The organism is Streptomyces zaehneri (assembly GCF_032248645.1).
Taxonomy (GTDB): domain Bacteria; phylum Actinomycetota; class Actinomycetes; order Streptomycetales; family Streptomycetaceae; genus Streptomyces; species Streptomyces coriariae.
In genome coordinates, this window is sequence record NZ_JASTTJ010000001.1 from 170062 (window position 1) to 185748 (window position 15687).

At 67.3% G+C, this 15687-nt stretch carries 13 protein-coding genes and 1 pseudogene; 9 read left to right on the plus strand and 5 right to left on the minus strand.

Annotated elements, in window-relative coordinates:
* The first annotated feature begins 62 nt into the window (after positions 1–62).
* The 3 genes from QQM72_RS00780 to QQM72_RS00790 all read left to right on the plus strand — a co-directional run bounded on the left by QQM72_RS00780 (position 63) and on the right by QQM72_RS00790 (position 5529).
* Complete coding sequence (locus QQM72_RS00780) at positions 63–1817, plus strand: glycoside hydrolase family 35 protein (protein ID WP_314218845.1); 1755 nt, start codon at positions 63–65, stop codon at positions 1815–1817.
* A complete protein-coding gene (locus QQM72_RS00785; RefSeq protein ID WP_314218846.1) occupies positions 1817–4345 on the plus strand; it encodes a beta-galactosidase in 2529 nt (842 codons plus the stop codon). Before QQM72_RS00780 ends, QQM72_RS00785 begins: the two co-directional genes overlap by 1 nt.
* A 95-nt stretch (positions 4346–4440) precedes the next feature.
* Positions 4441–5529: a LacI family DNA-binding transcriptional regulator gene (locus tag QQM72_RS00790; protein ID WP_314218847.1), complete on the plus strand. Its 1089-nt coding sequence runs from the start codon at positions 4441–4443 to the stop codon at positions 5527–5529.
* Between the two features lie 42 nt (positions 5530–5571).
* Here QQM72_RS00790 and QQM72_RS00795 read toward each other — a convergent pair whose 3' ends face one another.
* Together QQM72_RS00795 and QQM72_RS00800 are read right to left on the minus strand one after the other, a co-directional pair.
* Positions 5572–6462, minus strand: coding sequence for an ANTAR domain-containing protein (locus tag QQM72_RS00795; protein ID WP_314218848.1), 891 nt, complete (start codon positions 6460–6462; stop codon positions 5572–5574).
* A 147-nt stretch (positions 6463–6609) separates the two neighbouring features.
* Positions 6610–6819: a hypothetical protein gene (locus tag QQM72_RS00800; protein WP_314218849.1), complete on the minus strand. Its 210-nt coding sequence runs from the start codon at positions 6817–6819 to the stop codon at positions 6610–6612.
* A gap of 452 nt (positions 6820–7271) precedes the next feature.
* Between QQM72_RS00800 and QQM72_RS00805 the strand changes: the two genes are divergently transcribed.
* Together QQM72_RS00805 and QQM72_RS40820 are read left to right on the plus strand one after the other, a co-directional pair.
* Positions 7272–8237, plus strand: coding sequence for a helix-turn-helix domain-containing protein (locus tag QQM72_RS00805; RefSeq protein ID WP_314218850.1), 966 nt, complete (start codon positions 7272–7274; stop codon positions 8235–8237).
* Complete coding sequence (locus QQM72_RS40820) at positions 8234–8734, plus strand: hypothetical protein (protein ID WP_399075474.1); 501 nt, start codon at positions 8234–8236, stop codon at positions 8732–8734. The genes QQM72_RS00805 and QQM72_RS40820 overlap by 4 nt, the downstream gene beginning before the upstream one ends.
* A gap of 29 nt (positions 8735–8763) precedes the next feature.
* Here the strand turns inward: QQM72_RS40820 and QQM72_RS00815 are convergent, their stop codons facing one another.
* The 3 genes from QQM72_RS00815 to QQM72_RS00825 all read right to left on the minus strand — a co-directional run bounded on the left by QQM72_RS00815 (position 8764) and on the right by QQM72_RS00825 (position 10995).
* Entirely contained in the window at positions 8764–9018 is a 255-nt protein-coding gene (locus QQM72_RS00815) for a hypothetical protein (RefSeq protein ID WP_314218851.1), read from the minus strand.
* 134 nt (positions 9019–9152) lie between these two features.
* On the minus strand, positions 9153–9596 hold the full coding sequence (locus QQM72_RS00820) for a transposase (RefSeq protein ID WP_314218852.1): 444 nt from the start codon (positions 9594–9596) through the stop codon (positions 9153–9155).
* A gap of 40 nt (positions 9597–9636) precedes the next feature.
* Positions 9637–10995 (minus strand): peptidase inhibitor family I36 protein, encoded by a 1359-nt coding sequence (locus QQM72_RS00825; protein WP_314218853.1) that lies wholly within the window; start codon positions 10993–10995, stop codon positions 9637–9639.
* Between the two features lie 301 nt (positions 10996–11296).
* On the opposite strand from QQM72_RS00825, the pseudogene QQM72_RS00830 reads away from it, so the two are divergent.
* The 4 genes and pseudogenes from QQM72_RS00830 to QQM72_RS00845 all read left to right on the plus strand — a co-directional run.
* Positions 11297–11893: pseudogene (locus tag QQM72_RS00830) on the plus strand (tyrosine-type recombinase/integrase); the annotation flags it as partial.
* Positions 11894–12609: 716 nt separating this feature from the next.
* Positions 12610–13020: a restriction system modified-DNA reader domain-containing protein gene (locus QQM72_RS00835; protein WP_314218854.1), complete on the plus strand. Its 411-nt coding sequence runs from the start codon at positions 12610–12612 to the stop codon at positions 13018–13020.
* A 99-nt stretch (positions 13021–13119) separates the two neighbouring features.
* Positions 13120–14769, plus strand: a complete 1650-nt coding sequence (locus QQM72_RS00840; protein WP_314218855.1) for a DNA methyltransferase — start codon at positions 13120–13122, stop codon at positions 14767–14769.
* Positions 14770–14784: 15 nt separating this feature from the next.
* Positions 14785–15615, plus strand: a complete 831-nt coding sequence (locus QQM72_RS00845) for a DUF4145 domain-containing protein (protein WP_314218856.1) — start codon at positions 14785–14787, stop codon at positions 15613–15615.
* The last annotated feature ends 72 nt before the right edge of the window (positions 15616–15687 follow it).

The window sequence follows — 15687 nt, forward strand, 5'->3', positions numbered from 1 at the left end:
GCACAAGACCGAGACCGAGCGCGAGACCGCACCCGCACGTCCGCCCCGACGAAGGGACCCGCATGCCAGCCCTGACCACGACCTCCGACGGTTTCCTCCTCGACGACGAACCGTTCCGCATCCTCTCCGGCGCTCTGCACTACTTCCGTGTCCACCCCGACCAGTGGGCCGACCGGCTGCGCAAGGCCCGCCTCATGGGCCTGAACACCGTCGAGACGTACATCCCGTGGAACTTCCACCAGCCCGAACCCGGCACCCTCGTCCTCGACGGACTCCTCGACCTGCCCCGCTTCCTGCGGCTGGCCGCCGCGGAGGGCCTGTACGTCCTCCTCCGCCCCGGCCCCTTCATCTGCGCCGAGTGGGACGGCGGCGGTCTGCCGCACTGGCTCACCGCCGACCCCGACATCCGCCTGCGCACCAGCGACCCCCGCTTCACCGACGTCGTCGACCGCTACCTGGACCTTCTCCTCCCACCGCTCCTGCCGCACATGGCGGCGTCGGGCGGCCCGGTCATCGCCGTACAGGTGGAGAACGAGTACGGCGCCTACGGCGACGACATCGCCTACCTCAAGCACCTCGAGCACTCGCTGCGCTCACGCGGCGTCGAGGAGCTCCTCTTCACCTGCGACCAGACCGACGGCGATCACCTCACGAACGGCGTGCTGCCCGGTGTCCTCGCCACCGGCACGTTCGGCAGCCGCGTGGACCAGTCGCTCCGGCGGCTCCGCGAGGCACAGCCCGAAGGTCCCCTGATGTGCGGGGAGTTCTGGATCGGCTGGTTCGACCACTGGGGCGGCCCGCACCACGGAAGGGACACCGAGGACGCCGCCGCCGACCTCGACCGGCTCCTCTCGGCGGGCGCCTCCGTCAACATCTACATGTTCCACGGCGGCACCAACTTCGGTTACACCAACGGCGCCAACCACCACCACGCCTACGTGCCCACGGTCACCTCCTACGACTACGACGCCCCGCTCACCGAGAGCGGCGACCCGGGCCCGAAGTACCACGCCTTCCGTGAGGTCATCGCCCGTCACGCCCCGGTCCCGGACGAGCCGGTGCCCGCCCCGTCGCCCAAACTCCCTCCGACCACGGTCCGGTTGACCCACCGCGCCCCGCTCCTCCCGCTCGCCGACCGCCCCGTGCACGCCATGGACCCGCGCTCCGCCGACGAGCTGAACCAACGCTCCGGGTACACCCTGTACCGGACCACCGTCCCCACCGCCGGGGCCGGCCTCCTGCACTTCGGCGGCGGAGTGGGGGACCGCGCCCAGGTCTTCCTCGACGGCGCCCCCGCGGGCGTCCTCGAACGCGAGCGCTACGACGAGACGCTGCCCGTCCACGTCCCCCGCCCCGACGCCGTGCTCGAGGTGCTCGTGGAGAACATGGGCCGGGTCAACTACGGCCCCCGCATCGGCGTCCCCAAGGGCCTGCTGGGACCGGTCACGCTCGACGGCACGCCCCTGCACGGCTGGGACTCCCACGCACTGCCCCTGGACGACGTACCGGTCACCGCCGTGTTCACCCCGGCCGAGAACCCCACCTCCGCCGAACCCGCCCTGCACCGCGGCACGTTCGAGGTGCGGACCCCCGCCGACACCTTCCTCGCCCTCCCCGGCTGGACGAAGGGCCAGGCCTGGGTCAACGGGTTCCACCTCGGCCGCTACTGGAGCCGCGGCCCGCAGCGCACCCTCTACGTCCCGGCCCCCGCCCTGCGCCCCGGCGTCAACGAGCTGGTCGTCCTCGAACTGCACGGCACCACCACCCTCGACGCCCACCTCACCGACACCCCCGACCTCGGCCCGGAGCGGTCCTGATGCGGCACCAGGTGAGCATTCCGCCACCCTCCGCGCCCCCGCTCCGAGGCCACCTCCCCTTCGCCGACGCTCCCACGGCCCCCGACCCCATCGAGGTGACCAGTCGTTGGCTGACCCGGGGCGGCCGCCCGTGGTTCCCGGTCTCGGGGGAGTTCCACTACTCCCGGTATCCGGCCCGCGAGTGGGAGGAGGAGCTGCTGAAGATGAAGGCGGGCGGGGTCACGGCCGTCGCCTCGTACGTCATCTGGATCCACCACGAGGAGACCGAGGGCCGCGTCCGCTTCGACGCCGACCGTGACCTGCGCCGCTTCGCCCGGCTCTGCGCCCGCCACGGCCTGGACTTCATCCCCCGCATCGGCCCGTGGTCGCACGCGGAGGTCCGGGGCGGCGGCCTCCCCGACTGGGTGCTCGCCCGCACCGCGGCCCCCCGCACCGACGACCCGGCGTACCTGGCCGCCGTCCGCCCCTGGTGGGACGCGATCGCGTCACAACTGGACGGCCTGGACCGCGCGCACGGCGGCCCGATCGTCGCGATCCAGATCGAGAACGAGCTCTACGACCGGCCCGGCCACCTCCGCACACTGAAGCGCATGGCCCAGGAGGCAGGCCTCGGCGCCCCCCTCTGGACCTCGACGGCATGGGGCGGAGTCCACCTCCCCGACGACGAACTGCTCCCCCTCTACGGCGGCTACTCCGAGGCATTCTGGACCGAGGCCGACGGCGGCTGGCCCGACACCTGCCGCAAGCACTTCTTCTTCACCCACCAGCGCGACGACGAGGGCATCGGCGCCGACCTGCGCCCGACGACCGTCCGCGGCACGGATCCCGACACCTACGCGGACCAATTCCCCTGGGCAACATGTGAGTTGGGCGGTGGAATGGCCGTCGCCTACCACCGCCGCCCGCGGGTCGACGCCGCCGACGTCGGCGCCCTCGGCCTCACGAAGATCGGCTGCGGCTCGGTGTGGCAGGGCTACTACATGTTCCACGGCGGCACCAACCCGGCGGGGGAGCGGACGACCCTCCAGGAGTCCCACGCCACCGCCTACCCCAACGATCTCCCGGTCCTGACGTACGACTTCCAGGCCCCGCTCGGCGAATACGGCCAGTACCGCCCCTCGTACGACGAACTCCGCCTCCAGCACCTGCTGTTGGCGGACTTCGGGGAGGTGATCGCCCCCATGCGGTCGGTGCTGCCGGACGGCCGTCCGCGAGGCCAGCACGACCGTGACACCCTGCGCTGGGCGGTCCGCGGCGACGGGCGCACCTCGGGCTTCCTCTTCGTCACCAACCACCAGCCGCACGAGCCGCTCCCGGACCACCCGGACACCAGCTTCACGATCGGCTTCCCCGAGGCCCCGCCCCTCACCCTCCCCAGCACCCCGGTCACCGTCCCCACGGGCGCCTACTTCTGCTGGCCGCTGCGCCTGGACGTGGCCGGCCTGCGGCTGGACTGGGCCACCGCCCAGCCCGTCTGCACGATCGTGGACGACCACGGCCGTACGGTCCTCGTCCTGGCGGCGACGGACGGCATCATGCCCGAACTGGCCCTGGACGCAAGGACGGTGAGGTCCGTCGCCACCCCGCCCGGTACGGACGTCGCGGCCGTGACCGACGGCGACCGCGTCCTGATCACCGGCCTGCGCCCCGGCACGGACGCCCTGGTCGAGACGGAGACGCCGGCCGGCGACCGGGTCGCCCTCCTGGTACTGGACGCGACCACCGCCCGCACCGCCTACCGGGGCGAGGCCTGGGGCGCGCAGCGGCTCGTCCTGTGCGCCGACGGCGTGGTCTTCGACGCGACGAACGGCGAGGTACGCATCCACCCCCGCCCCTCGGACGACGCGAGCGGAGCGCACGACGCGAGCGGAGCGCACGGCGCGGACGGCGCGGACGGCGCGGACGGCGCGGACGGCGCGGACGGCAGCGGACCCCGTACCCCCGCCCCGCCGGTCTCGACGGTCTCGACGGTCTCCCTCTCCGTCCTCCCGGCCCCGCACCGCCCGCCGACGACACCCGGTGCCACCGTGAAGGAGAGCCAGGACGGCGCCCTGACCCGCTACACACTCGTCCCCGACGAGGACGCGCCCACCGTCCCCGCCGTCACCCTCACCGCGATCCGCCCGGCGGGCCCGGCACCGGCCCCGCAGACGGGCGTCCTGGGCCGGGCGAGCGCCCCCGCCGACGAGCACTACGACACGAAGGCGGCCGTCTACCGCGTCGACGTACCGGCGACCCGCGCCGGCACCCCGACCCCACCCGGCTCCGACCTGCTGCGCCTGCACTGGACCGGCGACGTGGCCCGCGCCTACGTGGGGGACACACTGGTCGCCGACCAGTTCTTCACGGGCCGCCCGTGGGACATCGCGCTCGACCGACTCCCGCCCGGTGAGCCGCTCACCCTGAGAATCCTGCCGCTCGCCGCCGACGCGGCGGTCCATCTCCCCGTCACCCCGCCGGCCGGAGTCGCCGAGCTGCGGCAGGCCGAACGGATCACGACCCGCACCTGGCGGCTCGGCCCGACCTGAACCGCGCTTCCTCGTCCGCCCGGCCTATCCTGTGGGTCCGCCGGGCGGCCCAGCGCGACTGGCCCCGGACCAGTCCCGAGGAAGAAGCCCCCACCATGACCCGAAGCGCCGCCGACGGCCCGGCCGGCCCGGCGTCCAGGGGACGCAGCAGACGCAACTTCGCGGGCTCACGTCCGGTCATGGACGACGTCGCGAAACTGGCCGGAGTCTCCAAGCAGACGGTCTCGCGGGTGCTCAACGAACACCCCGCCGTCCGCGCCGAGACCCGGGAGGCGGTCCGGGCGGCCATGCGCACCCTCGGCTACCGCCCCAGCAGCAGCGCCCGCTCACTGGCCAGCGGCCGCACCCGCATGCTCGGCGTGATCTCCTTCGACGCCGCCCGCTACGGTCCCGCCTCCACCCTGACCGCCATCAACACGGCCGCGCAGGAGGCCGGTTACCTGGTGAGCTCGATCGCACTGGACACCGCGGACCGGGACACGGTGGTACGGGCCGCGGACCGGCTGTCGGCGGAGGGCGCCGACGGCGTGATCGCGATCGCCCCCCAGGTCCGGGTGGCCCGCGCGCTGGCCGAGGCCCACCTCGACACCCCGCTGGTCGTCATGGACAACGACCTGGGCGACGGCACCCCCATGGTCACCTCGGACGCCCGCACCGGCGCCCGCAAGGCCACGCGGCACCTCCTCTCCCTCGGCCACCCCACGGTCCACCACCTGGCGGGCCCGGCGGGCTGGACCTCGGCGGACCGCCGGGCGGAGAGCTGGCGCGCCACCCTCGAGGCGGCCGGCGCCGAGGTGCACCCCCCTGTCTTCGGTGACTGGAGCGCCGACTCGGGCTACGACCTGGGCCGTGAACTGGCGAAGAACCCGTCCGTCACCGCGATCTTCGTGTCGAACGACCAGATGGCCCTCGGCGTACTGCGCGCCCTGTACGAGGCGGGCCGCCGGGTCCCGCAGGACGTCAGCGTCGTCGGCTACGACGACATCCCCGAGGCCGCCCACTTCCTTCCCCCGCTGACCACGATCCGTACGGACTTCACGGACATCGGCACGATCTCCCTCCGCATCCTGCTGAACCGCATCGACAGTCCGTCGACCCCCGGGAGCCCGCTCACGATCGTCCCCGTCGACCTGTGCGTCCGCCACAGCTCGGCCGGCCCACGCCGACCGGGATCACAGGGCTGACCGAGATCAGAGGGCTGACCGAGATCAGAGGGCTGACCGAGATCAGAGGGCTGACCGGGTTCCGTCGCGCGGGCCCCGCAAGGCCGCGGCATGGAGATGCTCCAGTGCGTCCAGCACGACGCTGTTCCAGTGCCAGGCCAGCCACCGGCCGACATCGCTGCCGGTCTGCCGGAGCGCGGCCAGCTCGGCATGGGTGAAACCGGTCAGCGGCCGCTCGTGATGGGAGGACACCATCCCCAGCGGCACGCCCAGCCGGTTCACCAGCGGAACACTGTGCGCGGCCCGACTGCCGGTCTGGAGGATGGCGTGGCGGGAGGCCTCGTCGAACACCGGCGCCGACTCCACGTCCCGCACGGTGACCTGCCGGCGCTGGCCGGCCGCCTGCGAGCAGGAGGTGGTCGGGGAGTCGACGAAGGCGAAGAAGTCGCTGAAGTACCTGTTCAGACCGGTGTGCCGGGCCAGCCGGAGCCGGCCTCGTTCGCTCAGCTGGACATTGCCCATGGGCGTCTGGGTGATCGACAGCACCCGTTGCAGGGTCGCCCCGAGGACAGCGCCCTGGCTGGTGCCGTTGCCACGCTCCACCGGGAGCCCGGGAAGCGCGGGCGGGCCGTGCCGCACCCGGCCGGGGAACCACAGTTCGGCGTCGGCATCGGGCGCCGGTGTGCGTACGACGGCGTCGGCGAGTGTGGAGAGCTTGATGTTGAACTGCTGGGAGGCGCTCTTCATCAGCGCGAACGCCTCATCTGTGGAGCCGAGACCGTAGCGGTCGAGCAGCACCCCTTCGGCACGGGCGACCCCGGCGCGGCCGTACAGACGGTTGCGCAGATCGAGATCGTCCTGCCGCCACCGCGGTCCGCTTCCCTCTTGGGACCCGGTGCCGGACACATCGGCCGCCGAGCCTCCTTCGGCAGGGTGCCGGGACAGCTGGCTCATACCAAGGGCTCCAATCCGGGGTGAGTCCGAGCGACGGACGACAGTGAACCCGGCGGGCGCTCCCCGGCCGGCCGGGGGCGTACCTCCTTACCGAGCATTGCCATCGCCTAACCGGAAGCCTGCCGAGTAAACCCGCCGGCTTACGCGTCACAGCGGAGGTCGGGCGGCGCGCGGGCCCGGCGGCGCGGTGAGCGCATAGGCGGCGACCAGCCCGGCCACACCGAGTGCGCAGTCCAGATAGATCGACGTGGATTGCGAGATTCCGTTCCCCGCGATGATCAGAATGACTCCGATCACGAGAATCGCCAGGAATCCCATGTAGTGATCGTGAACCACGGACCGAAAGCCGATACCCACGCATCCTCACCTGTTCCTGTCTTGTGCCGCTGTGATGTTCCGGCGTCTTGTCCCGCCGTCCTTGTCCCGCCGGCTTGCCCTGCCATCGGGTCCTGCCTGAGGTGAGGGCCATTCGACCAGTCCCCCGGCCGCCCGTCCACGGATTCCCGGATGTCCCGATCGACACGGAACCCGAGCGCATTTCGCGCGTACTGTGCGGAACGGCGTCTACGCGGACTGTCCGCCGCCCGCGTGGACGCCGTTCCTGACCGAAGCGCAACGCATCGCAGCGAATTCCGGCGAGGTGCGGTGAAGCCCGCTGAAGCCCGATGAAGCCCGCTGAACTCCGCTGAATTTCGGTGAAGCCGACCAGGTCCGGTGAAGCCGATGAAGTTCGGTGAACCTCTGCGCCTTCCAAGGATCTGGTGGGACGATCTCATCCGCTCGGTGGGGTAAGCATTCGAGGGGGCGCCATGGGCACCAACCAGCATTCCGAGACACCGCCCGTGCGGCGCTTCGCCGCGGAGTTACGACGGCTGCGCATCAGCGCCGGTGAGCCACAGGTCAAGACGATCGCCTCGCGGGCCCAGTGCAGTCCTGCGACCGTTTCCGAGGTGCTCAACGGGCACCGCCTGGCGAGCGAGACGGTCACCCGTCGTCTGGTGGCCGCGCTCGGGGGCGACTGGGCGCACTGGGGCCGGTTGTGGCGCGCGGCGAAGACGGAACTCGACGAACTGAAGCGGGACACCCCGGACGCGAGCAAGGAGGAGGCACGGCCTTTCGGCGCGGGACCAGACCTTTCGGAAGCCTTCCGGAGCACCGCCCGGACGGAGATGGTGTGCTACCCGGACCCTCCCGCCTTCTGCAAGGCCGTAGCCGATCACATTCGCGCGGCCCGATCCGAAATCCGCCTCACCTACGTGCGGCTCCACCCGCCCACCCAATGGGGATCCACGGAACCCGCCTCCTACTACGACACGGTATTGCAGTGGGCCAGGGACAATTCGGCCGAGTGCGCGAGCGTAAGGCGCATCATCGGCGTCCCCGAACGCAAGGGCGTACCGAAAGCGACCTACTTCGAGTGGCTGAGGCAACACCACGACGAGGTCAAGGATCTCTACACCTACGAGGCACGCGTCATGCCGTGGAGTGCTTCCTGCGCCTGGTACAACATGGGACTCATCGACGACACGGTCACCTTTCTCTCCTTCTCCGGCGCGGGTCGCCGACAGCTCACGGGATTCAGCGTCGACAGTCCCCGGTTCCTGGCGTATTTCGCGGACAGTTTCGACCAGGCCTGGGGCGCCCTGGAACCGCTGGACACCTACGTGACCCGGCACTCCACACCGGCCCCGCGCCCCACCGAGCCCCCGCCGCCCGAGAACCGAAGGTCCGGCCCTGCCGCACCGGAGCCACCCCCGCAGGCCCGACCACGGTGAGCGGCACGACGGACGGCGGAGCGTGCTGCTCGGTGCTCACCCTGGTCCTGGCCGAGGTGCACGACCCCGCCACCGCCGGTTCGGTCTCCGGACCCCTGCCCACAGCACAGCAGCTCGGCGGACCCATCGGAGTGACCGCGGCCAAACTCGCCTACTACGCCCCCGCCGCCGAAGCGGACACCGCGTGGCGGCACGCCATGCTCCACCAGGTCGCCGCCTTCGAGATCACCGAGCTGATCAGCCTTCTCGCTCCGCGACCGAGGGTGGTGCAGCCGGACACTCCGGCGGCCGTGACGCTGCTGAGCGACGGCGTGACGCGCCTCGTCGGCTCCTTCGAACTCACCACTTGGGAAACGACGTTGACCGTTCTCGACGCGTCCGGGTCGGGTGAACTGATCCGCCTCGCACGGGAAGCCGAGGGAGGAGATCCCGACGGTCGCCGTTGGCCGCGGGGCAGGGCGCGGGATGACGCCACGGTCCTTCACCCGTCACTGTGAGGGCACTCAAGCCGTCCTGAGCGGCACGACTACGGCAGGTCATCGCAGAGGGCGTGAACCAGCTCCTCGAAGCCGGTGACTTCCACTTCCGCCGCTCCAAGAACCCTTCGGTCGATCTCGACCATGCGCTCCTGGGCCTCGATCGCCGCAGCGTCCGGAGGCGATTGCGCCTTCAAGTGGGCGAGTTTCGCTTCGTCTTCTGTCAGGTCTCTCTGAAGGCGGTTCTTTCGCTGCTCCGCTTGCTTGAGTTTGGCTTTTGCTGCCTGGCACTGTTCGTGAGGCATGGCGCTCCCTAACCCTGCGACGTTGCTTCAGCCTTACGGCTCGGCAGTCAACGTGCATGCCGGCTTGGCCCAACTGGGCGTCTCGCCGAGCCGGCGTGGGCGGAGGCGGGCAGCGGGCGGCTGAAGCCCTCGACTCAAGCGGGACCAGGGTCCGACTTCACACGGATCTTGCCCCAGAGCAGGAATGACGCGCAGGAATGACGCACAGGAATGACGCGAGACTGACCGCTGCCTCGCAGGAGGTGGCGGTCTTGTCGAATCCGGTGGCGATTTCGCGGTAGTTTGCCGATGTCGTCGGCCGCGTCCGCGTAGGCCTGAATCCGCTGCGGAGCTCGGGCGAACACGCCGTCCAGGGCGTTACTGCGGAAGCGGGTGCAGACCGTCTGCCACGGTCCGTAGCGTTCCGGCAGTCCGTAGCGTTCCGGCAGATCATGCCAGGAGATCCCGGTCCTGATCTTGTAGACCATCCCGTCGACGACCTGCCGGTCCGACACACGCGGCCGTCCCGTCGCGGCCCGGGGCATCAGCGGAGCGAGTAACTCGCACTCCTGATCGGTGAGTTCATGGCGGCGTATCAACCGCCATGAACCACCATCCGGTGATCCTTGAAGAGGGACCCTAGTAGGTGAAAGCCAGCCCGTGCGTCTTGGCGATGTTCTGGGAGGCCAGCCCCGCGTGGACCTGCAGACGGTTTCCCTCGGTGTTCGAGACCTTCAGCGAGACCCGGAGCCTGTCGCAGGCACCTAGTTGTGCCGTACTGAGATAGAGGGTGTTCGTGGCGGTCTGGTGGTGCTTGCGCTCAGAGATGTTCCACGACGCCACAGCGCTCTTCAACGGGCTGCCGCATCGTGTCCCGTCGCTCTTCTCCGGCTGTGCCTCGATCCACGTCGATGCCTTGGTGTGGTGCGCCGTCGGGTCTGCCGGATCCGCGCAGGCGTCGATGCCGTAGTTGGGCGAGACGCCGTCCTTGTCGTTGTTGCAACTGGTCACGTTGGCGTCCATGACGACCGCGATGCCGTCCGTCCCGCTGGGCGCGTAGACGTGCTCCAGGATGCTCGTCGTCGCCCCGGGTGCCAGTGCGGCCGGCTCGGCGCCGCCCAGGGTCCACCGGTCCATTCCGCTGTGGACGGCTCGCGCCAGGGTTGCACCCGCTTCGACCCGCATGGTGGCGGTGTCGGTCGCGTTGATCCACGTCGCATAGGGGAGAACCGAGATCCGGCACCGGTAGCGGTCCGCCGTCGGAGCGGTGAAGGTCCACCGGATCGAGGGCAGCAGCGCCGTCTCGACGGTGGGCACGAAATTCGCCGCCCAATACGAGCCGGTCTCGTACCCGCTCGGCAGAGCACGCCCGTCCGCGTACATACAGCGGAAGGCGGCGGTCACACCGACATTCCGATGCTCGGCCAGCGAGGTGAGGTTGCGGATCGAGACGTCACGGGACCACAGATAGGACTTCTGGCCCGCTGTCGCGTCGAATTCCAGTTTCGTACCGGGGACGTCCGCGTAATTGGCGGGGTCGGCGGTCGAATGGGCGGACACGTCGAAACCGGGGGATGTCATCGGGTCCGCGCCGCCCGTGCAGACCTTGTCCAGCGCGTGCCACGGCGAAGCGGGATTCACGGCGTCGGTGTCACTGCTCGCACCGCCGGCTCTTATGCTGCCACGCAGTGTGTGGTCCGCCGAACTGGTTCCCGGGCCGGTGTCGTACTGGTACACCTGCGCTGTGACCGGCAGGTTGTTGACATACGAATTGATGCCGTTGGTGCCTTCGCCCAGGCCGTACCGTCCCAGCCAGAAGCAGGCACTCGTACTGGCGGCCGTGAACTTCAGCCCCCTGAGCTCTGTACTGGAATAGAGACAGAGCTTGTCGGCCGGGCACTCCTCGGCTGCCGCAACGGGCGATGCCGCGCCGACGAGGCCGGCGAACACGAGCCCTGCGACGGACAGGAGAGAAGCGGCTTTTGCGCGTATATGCATCCGGAAAACAACTGCCTTTCGAGAGATGGCTGGTCGCAGTTCACGTTATAGGAATTGATGTGGCGTCGGACGGCCAGAACGGCATGCCGGAGAATTCCAGCTCTTCGCCCGACCGGAAAAAACACCCTACGAGATCCATTCCGCGTGTTTCAGGATCATCTCGCCGCCCGACCTGGGCGAGCAGGAGCGTCGGCACTCCGGCGATCGCCGACGTGAGGGGCCCATTGCGTGCCCGGCGACCGGGGGAGCCGGCGGCGGCAGACCTACGTCGGCGTGCTCGTCGGTGACTCGGTGATCAACCGCGCTCGGGCGCCGACTCGTCGCACTCTTCGCCCGCATGTACTTCGGTGGGCTGCGGCCGGCGGAAGCCGTGGCTCTGTGCCGTCCGGACTGCACGCTGCCGGACAAAGGGTGGGGCTCTTCGATCCCGGAGAAGAGCCGCCCGACCGTCGGGAAGCGCCGGACCGGAACCCGGGAGGTGCACGACAACCGCGGCCCCAAGAATCGACCCGCCAACGAGACCCGCATCGTTCCGGCTCCGCCTCGCCTGGTCCGCATGCTCCGGGCTCACATCGAGGAGTTCGGTACGGCCAAGGACGGCCGGCTCTTTGCCGACGAGCGCGGGGGAGTGGTCGCCTCGACGACGTACTGACGTGTCTGGGACGAGGCGCGGCACCTGGCGCTCACGCCGGAACAGGCGGCGTCGCCGCTGGCGGCTCGACCGTACGACCTGCGGCACGCGGCGCTGTCGTCCTGGCTCAACGCCGGCGTGGATCCCACCGAGGTTGCGGAGCGCGCGGGCAACAGCGTCGAGGTGCTCCTCAGCCGGTACGCGAAGTGCCTCGACGGGCGTCAGGACGTCGCCAATCGCCGGATCGCCGAACTCCGACACACGTATCTGCGACATGATGGCCCCTGGACTTCGGTCCGGGGGCCTCGTCGTTGCCTGGGTCGACCTGCGGGTTTACGCCCTGTGGCTTGGCCACAAATAGGCTGCGGGCTCCGACATACGGCCGCTCCGAGCGGCACATGGCTGCACATACGCCAAGACCCCGTCCTCAGCGAAAGTGCTGGTGGCGGGGTCTTTGGGCACCTCGTGCAAGGTGCCCCCGGCAGGATTCGAACCTGCGCACACGGCTCCGGAGGCCCCTTGGGTGCCGGGAAGCACAGCAGGTCACAGCTCTGAGCGTGGCAGGCAGGGCGGGACGAGTCCACGAATAGACCACGGCAGACCGAGCACCGTTTAGCAGTTCGATCGCTGCTCGGCACTGCCGAGGAGCCATCCGGAATCCGGAGGTGACCGTGCCTGGCCGCTGCATCTGGCACGGAAGTGGCACGAACCTCAGCCAACGAAAGCCAGCCACGACGGCGGGTGCGTCGACGACCAGGCGCGCGTATGCCTCGCTGAACCCCCACCTGCCCCAGCCACGCTACCGGTTTGCGCCGTCGACCAGAGGTCGACTGCTGGCGTCCGATGCTGCGCGTTGGGTCCTCGACTGACGCGGCTCCTGCCGCGTTCACTACATCGGCGGCGGCTTGAAGTTCTCCTTAAGTGCTGGCAATCTAAGGGCACTTAAGTGGAGGCCTAGGGCGCCGCACTGACTAGGGGGACGTATGCCCACCATCAGCATTCACTTCGAACCTGAAATCCTCGCACACCTGGCCAAGGCAGGACCAGATGAGACGGTCCACGTCACCCTCGCGCTTGGGACTGGAGAGGAGCATCCGGATGCCGCCCCCGTCCTGCCGAAGGGACCTCTGGCAAAGATCATGAAAGCCGGTCTGTTGGAGGCCGGGACGGTCTTGACGTTCCACCAGCCGCGCGCGGACCGGAAGGGGCGTGCCGTAGTCACTGCCGGCGGGCAGCTGATCGTCGATGGTCACTCATCACCGTTCCCATCGCCGTCCAAGGCGGCTGGGGCAGTCACCGGCAACTTCATCAACGGTTGGACCCTGTGGCACCTACCCGACGGCAGGACGCTAGATGAGCTGAGGAGCGCGCTGGAGCGGCACGGCAACGAGTAGCTGATGAGTGGAGGCCAGGGACCGACCTCCTGGCAAGTGGGACGCCGGCTACGCCTCTTGACCGGTGCGTTGGCGATCTTTTTCTGGCAAGCTCTCTCCATGGCCAGGATCCCCACATCTCCAATCAAGCCCAATCAGCTCTACTACGGCGACAACTTGGGCATCATGCGCGAACACCTCGCAGGTGCAAGCGTCGACCTGGTCTACCTCGATCCTCCGTTCAACTCCAACAGGTCTTATAACGTCCTGTTTAAGGAGAGGAACGGCGACGACTCACCTGCCCAAATCGAAGCTTTCGGCGACACCTGGGTGTGGAGCTATGAAACGGAAAACCTCTTCCAGGAGCTGCTGGATAGCGACGCATCGTCGGCAGTGAAGGATGCTCTTGAAGCTATCCGGAAGCTGGTCGGCGAGAACGATGTCCTGGCATACCTGACAATGATGGTGGCTCGATTGATCGAGCTGCACAGGGTGCTGAAGGACACGGGTTCTCTATTTCTGCATTGCGACCCGACGGCCAGCCACTATCTCAAAATCTTGCTTGACGCAATCTTCGGGCCCACTAACTTTCGTAATGAGATTATTTGGCGACGTACGCAGGCTAAATCTCTCATGACCCGGCGTCTCCCCTCAAACCACGATGTGATCCTCGCTTACGGGAAAAGCGAAGATGCACTCTGGGATGATGATCGACTGTTTCAACCGTACAAAGAAGACGAGCTAGACGAGAAGACTCTGGCGAAGTACTCGCAAATCGATGAAGACGGCCGTCGTTATCAGCTCACGAGTCTCATCAATCCTAGCCCGGATCGTCCGAACCTCACTTACGAATTTTTGGGTGTAACCAGAGTTTGGCGCTGGACAAGGGAGCGTATGCAGGCGGCATACGATGCAGGGCTAGTGGTGCAAACAGCCCCTGGGCGCGTGCCGCGGTTGAAACGCTACTTGGACGAGCAGCGCGGTAAGCCTCTGGGTGACGTATGGACTGAGATTTCACCGCTGAACTCACGCGCAGCGGAGAGGCTTGGCTACCCCACTCAAAAGCCTGTAGAACTGCTACGGCGCATCATCGAATTCGCATCCTCTCCTGGAGATGTCATTCTCGATCCTTTCGCAGGATGTGGGACGACCATTGATGCTGCCCAAAGCCTCGGGCGGCGGTGGATCGGGATAGACATCACCACTTTGGCTATCGACTTGATTGACGCGCGACTGCGTCATACTTATGGCGAGTCAATAACTGAAAAGTATGACATTCTCGGCATCCCGTTCGATGTCGATGGTGCTCAAAAACTCTTCCAGCAGTCCCCATTTGAGTTCGAACGCTGGTGCGTCATGCTGGTCGATGGTCAACCTAATGAGAAGCAGGTTGGCGATAGGGGAATCGATGGTGTCATTCGTATTCCTGTAGACAAGCGCGGCACCAGCGAGCGCGTCCTAGTTTCGGTTAAGGGGGGCGCTACCGGCCCTAGTCATGTGCGAGATCTTATTGGAACAGTCGAGTCCAATAAGGCTGCCATGGGGCTATTTATCACTTTGAGGAATCCCACCCCTGCAATGCGGGAGGCGGCCAACCATTCAGGAATATACACCTACCCGGTTAATGGGCAGAAATACCCAAGGGTTCAAATTATTAGCGTTGCCGACCTCCTCTCCGGTGTGCGCCCCAATGTTCCTACGAGTCTCCTGCCGTATTATCAGGCGCGACGTCGCCCCAACGTGGAAGCGGAGCAGATGACACTCGGCTAGTCATGGCTGCGCGCGGTGGTTACCAACACAAACCTGGGTGGGAGCGTGGGGATTAGTTTTGACCGGGCGAAGTTTGAAAAACTCGCTGGTCCTTTTGCCGAGTGGCCAAGAATTCTCTGCCCGCAGTGCGGAGAAATCACGCTGGAGCCAAGGATCGAGAAGTTTGAAAGCTTCGCCAGCCTTGAACTGCGTGAGACGGCGGAATCTGTCGACTCAGACGTGGAGGAGTCGGACCCCTTCGGTTTCTTCTATGGCGAGTTAAAGTGCCCACGCCTCCCGTGCGGGAATAGGCATATTGTTGTTGGTGAGTGGAGCCTCGACTGGGGTCCGGCAAGTGTCAAAGGATCCGAAGACGACCCCTACCTTGTGGGCTACTCGGTTAGGCACATACTTCCCGAGCTTCCGCTGATAGATTTGCCGCCAGGAACGCCTGAAGATCTACAGGCCATGATCGCGTCAGCGTCGCGAGTCCTGTTGTCGGATCCGAACGCCGCAGCAAACAGGATCCGTTCGGCAATCGAGTGCTTGTTGAGTCATAAACGGGTGAAAAAGTTTGGTACAGATAAGAAGGGAAAGAGGTTTCGGCTTTCAACGCATGCACGTATTGAACTATTCAATCAAGTGAATGAGTCGGCAGGGGTTCAGCTCATGGCGATGAAGTGGATCGGCAACGCTGGAAGTCATGAAAGTGAAGCTATCCCGCTTGATCATGCCTTGAATGGGATTGAGCATTTCGCTCGGGCGTTGGAGTTGGTATATGACCCCCGTGAGCGTGAATTGCAGAGAAGGGCCGCTCAAATCATTAAGGCGAAAGGGAAGGCTCCGAAGAGTCCCGGGGGCAGGTGAGAGCCTCGTATGGGCGAGCGCCGACTGTACCAACGGCCTAAACGCCATGGACCGCATCTGCTCGGCTCCAAC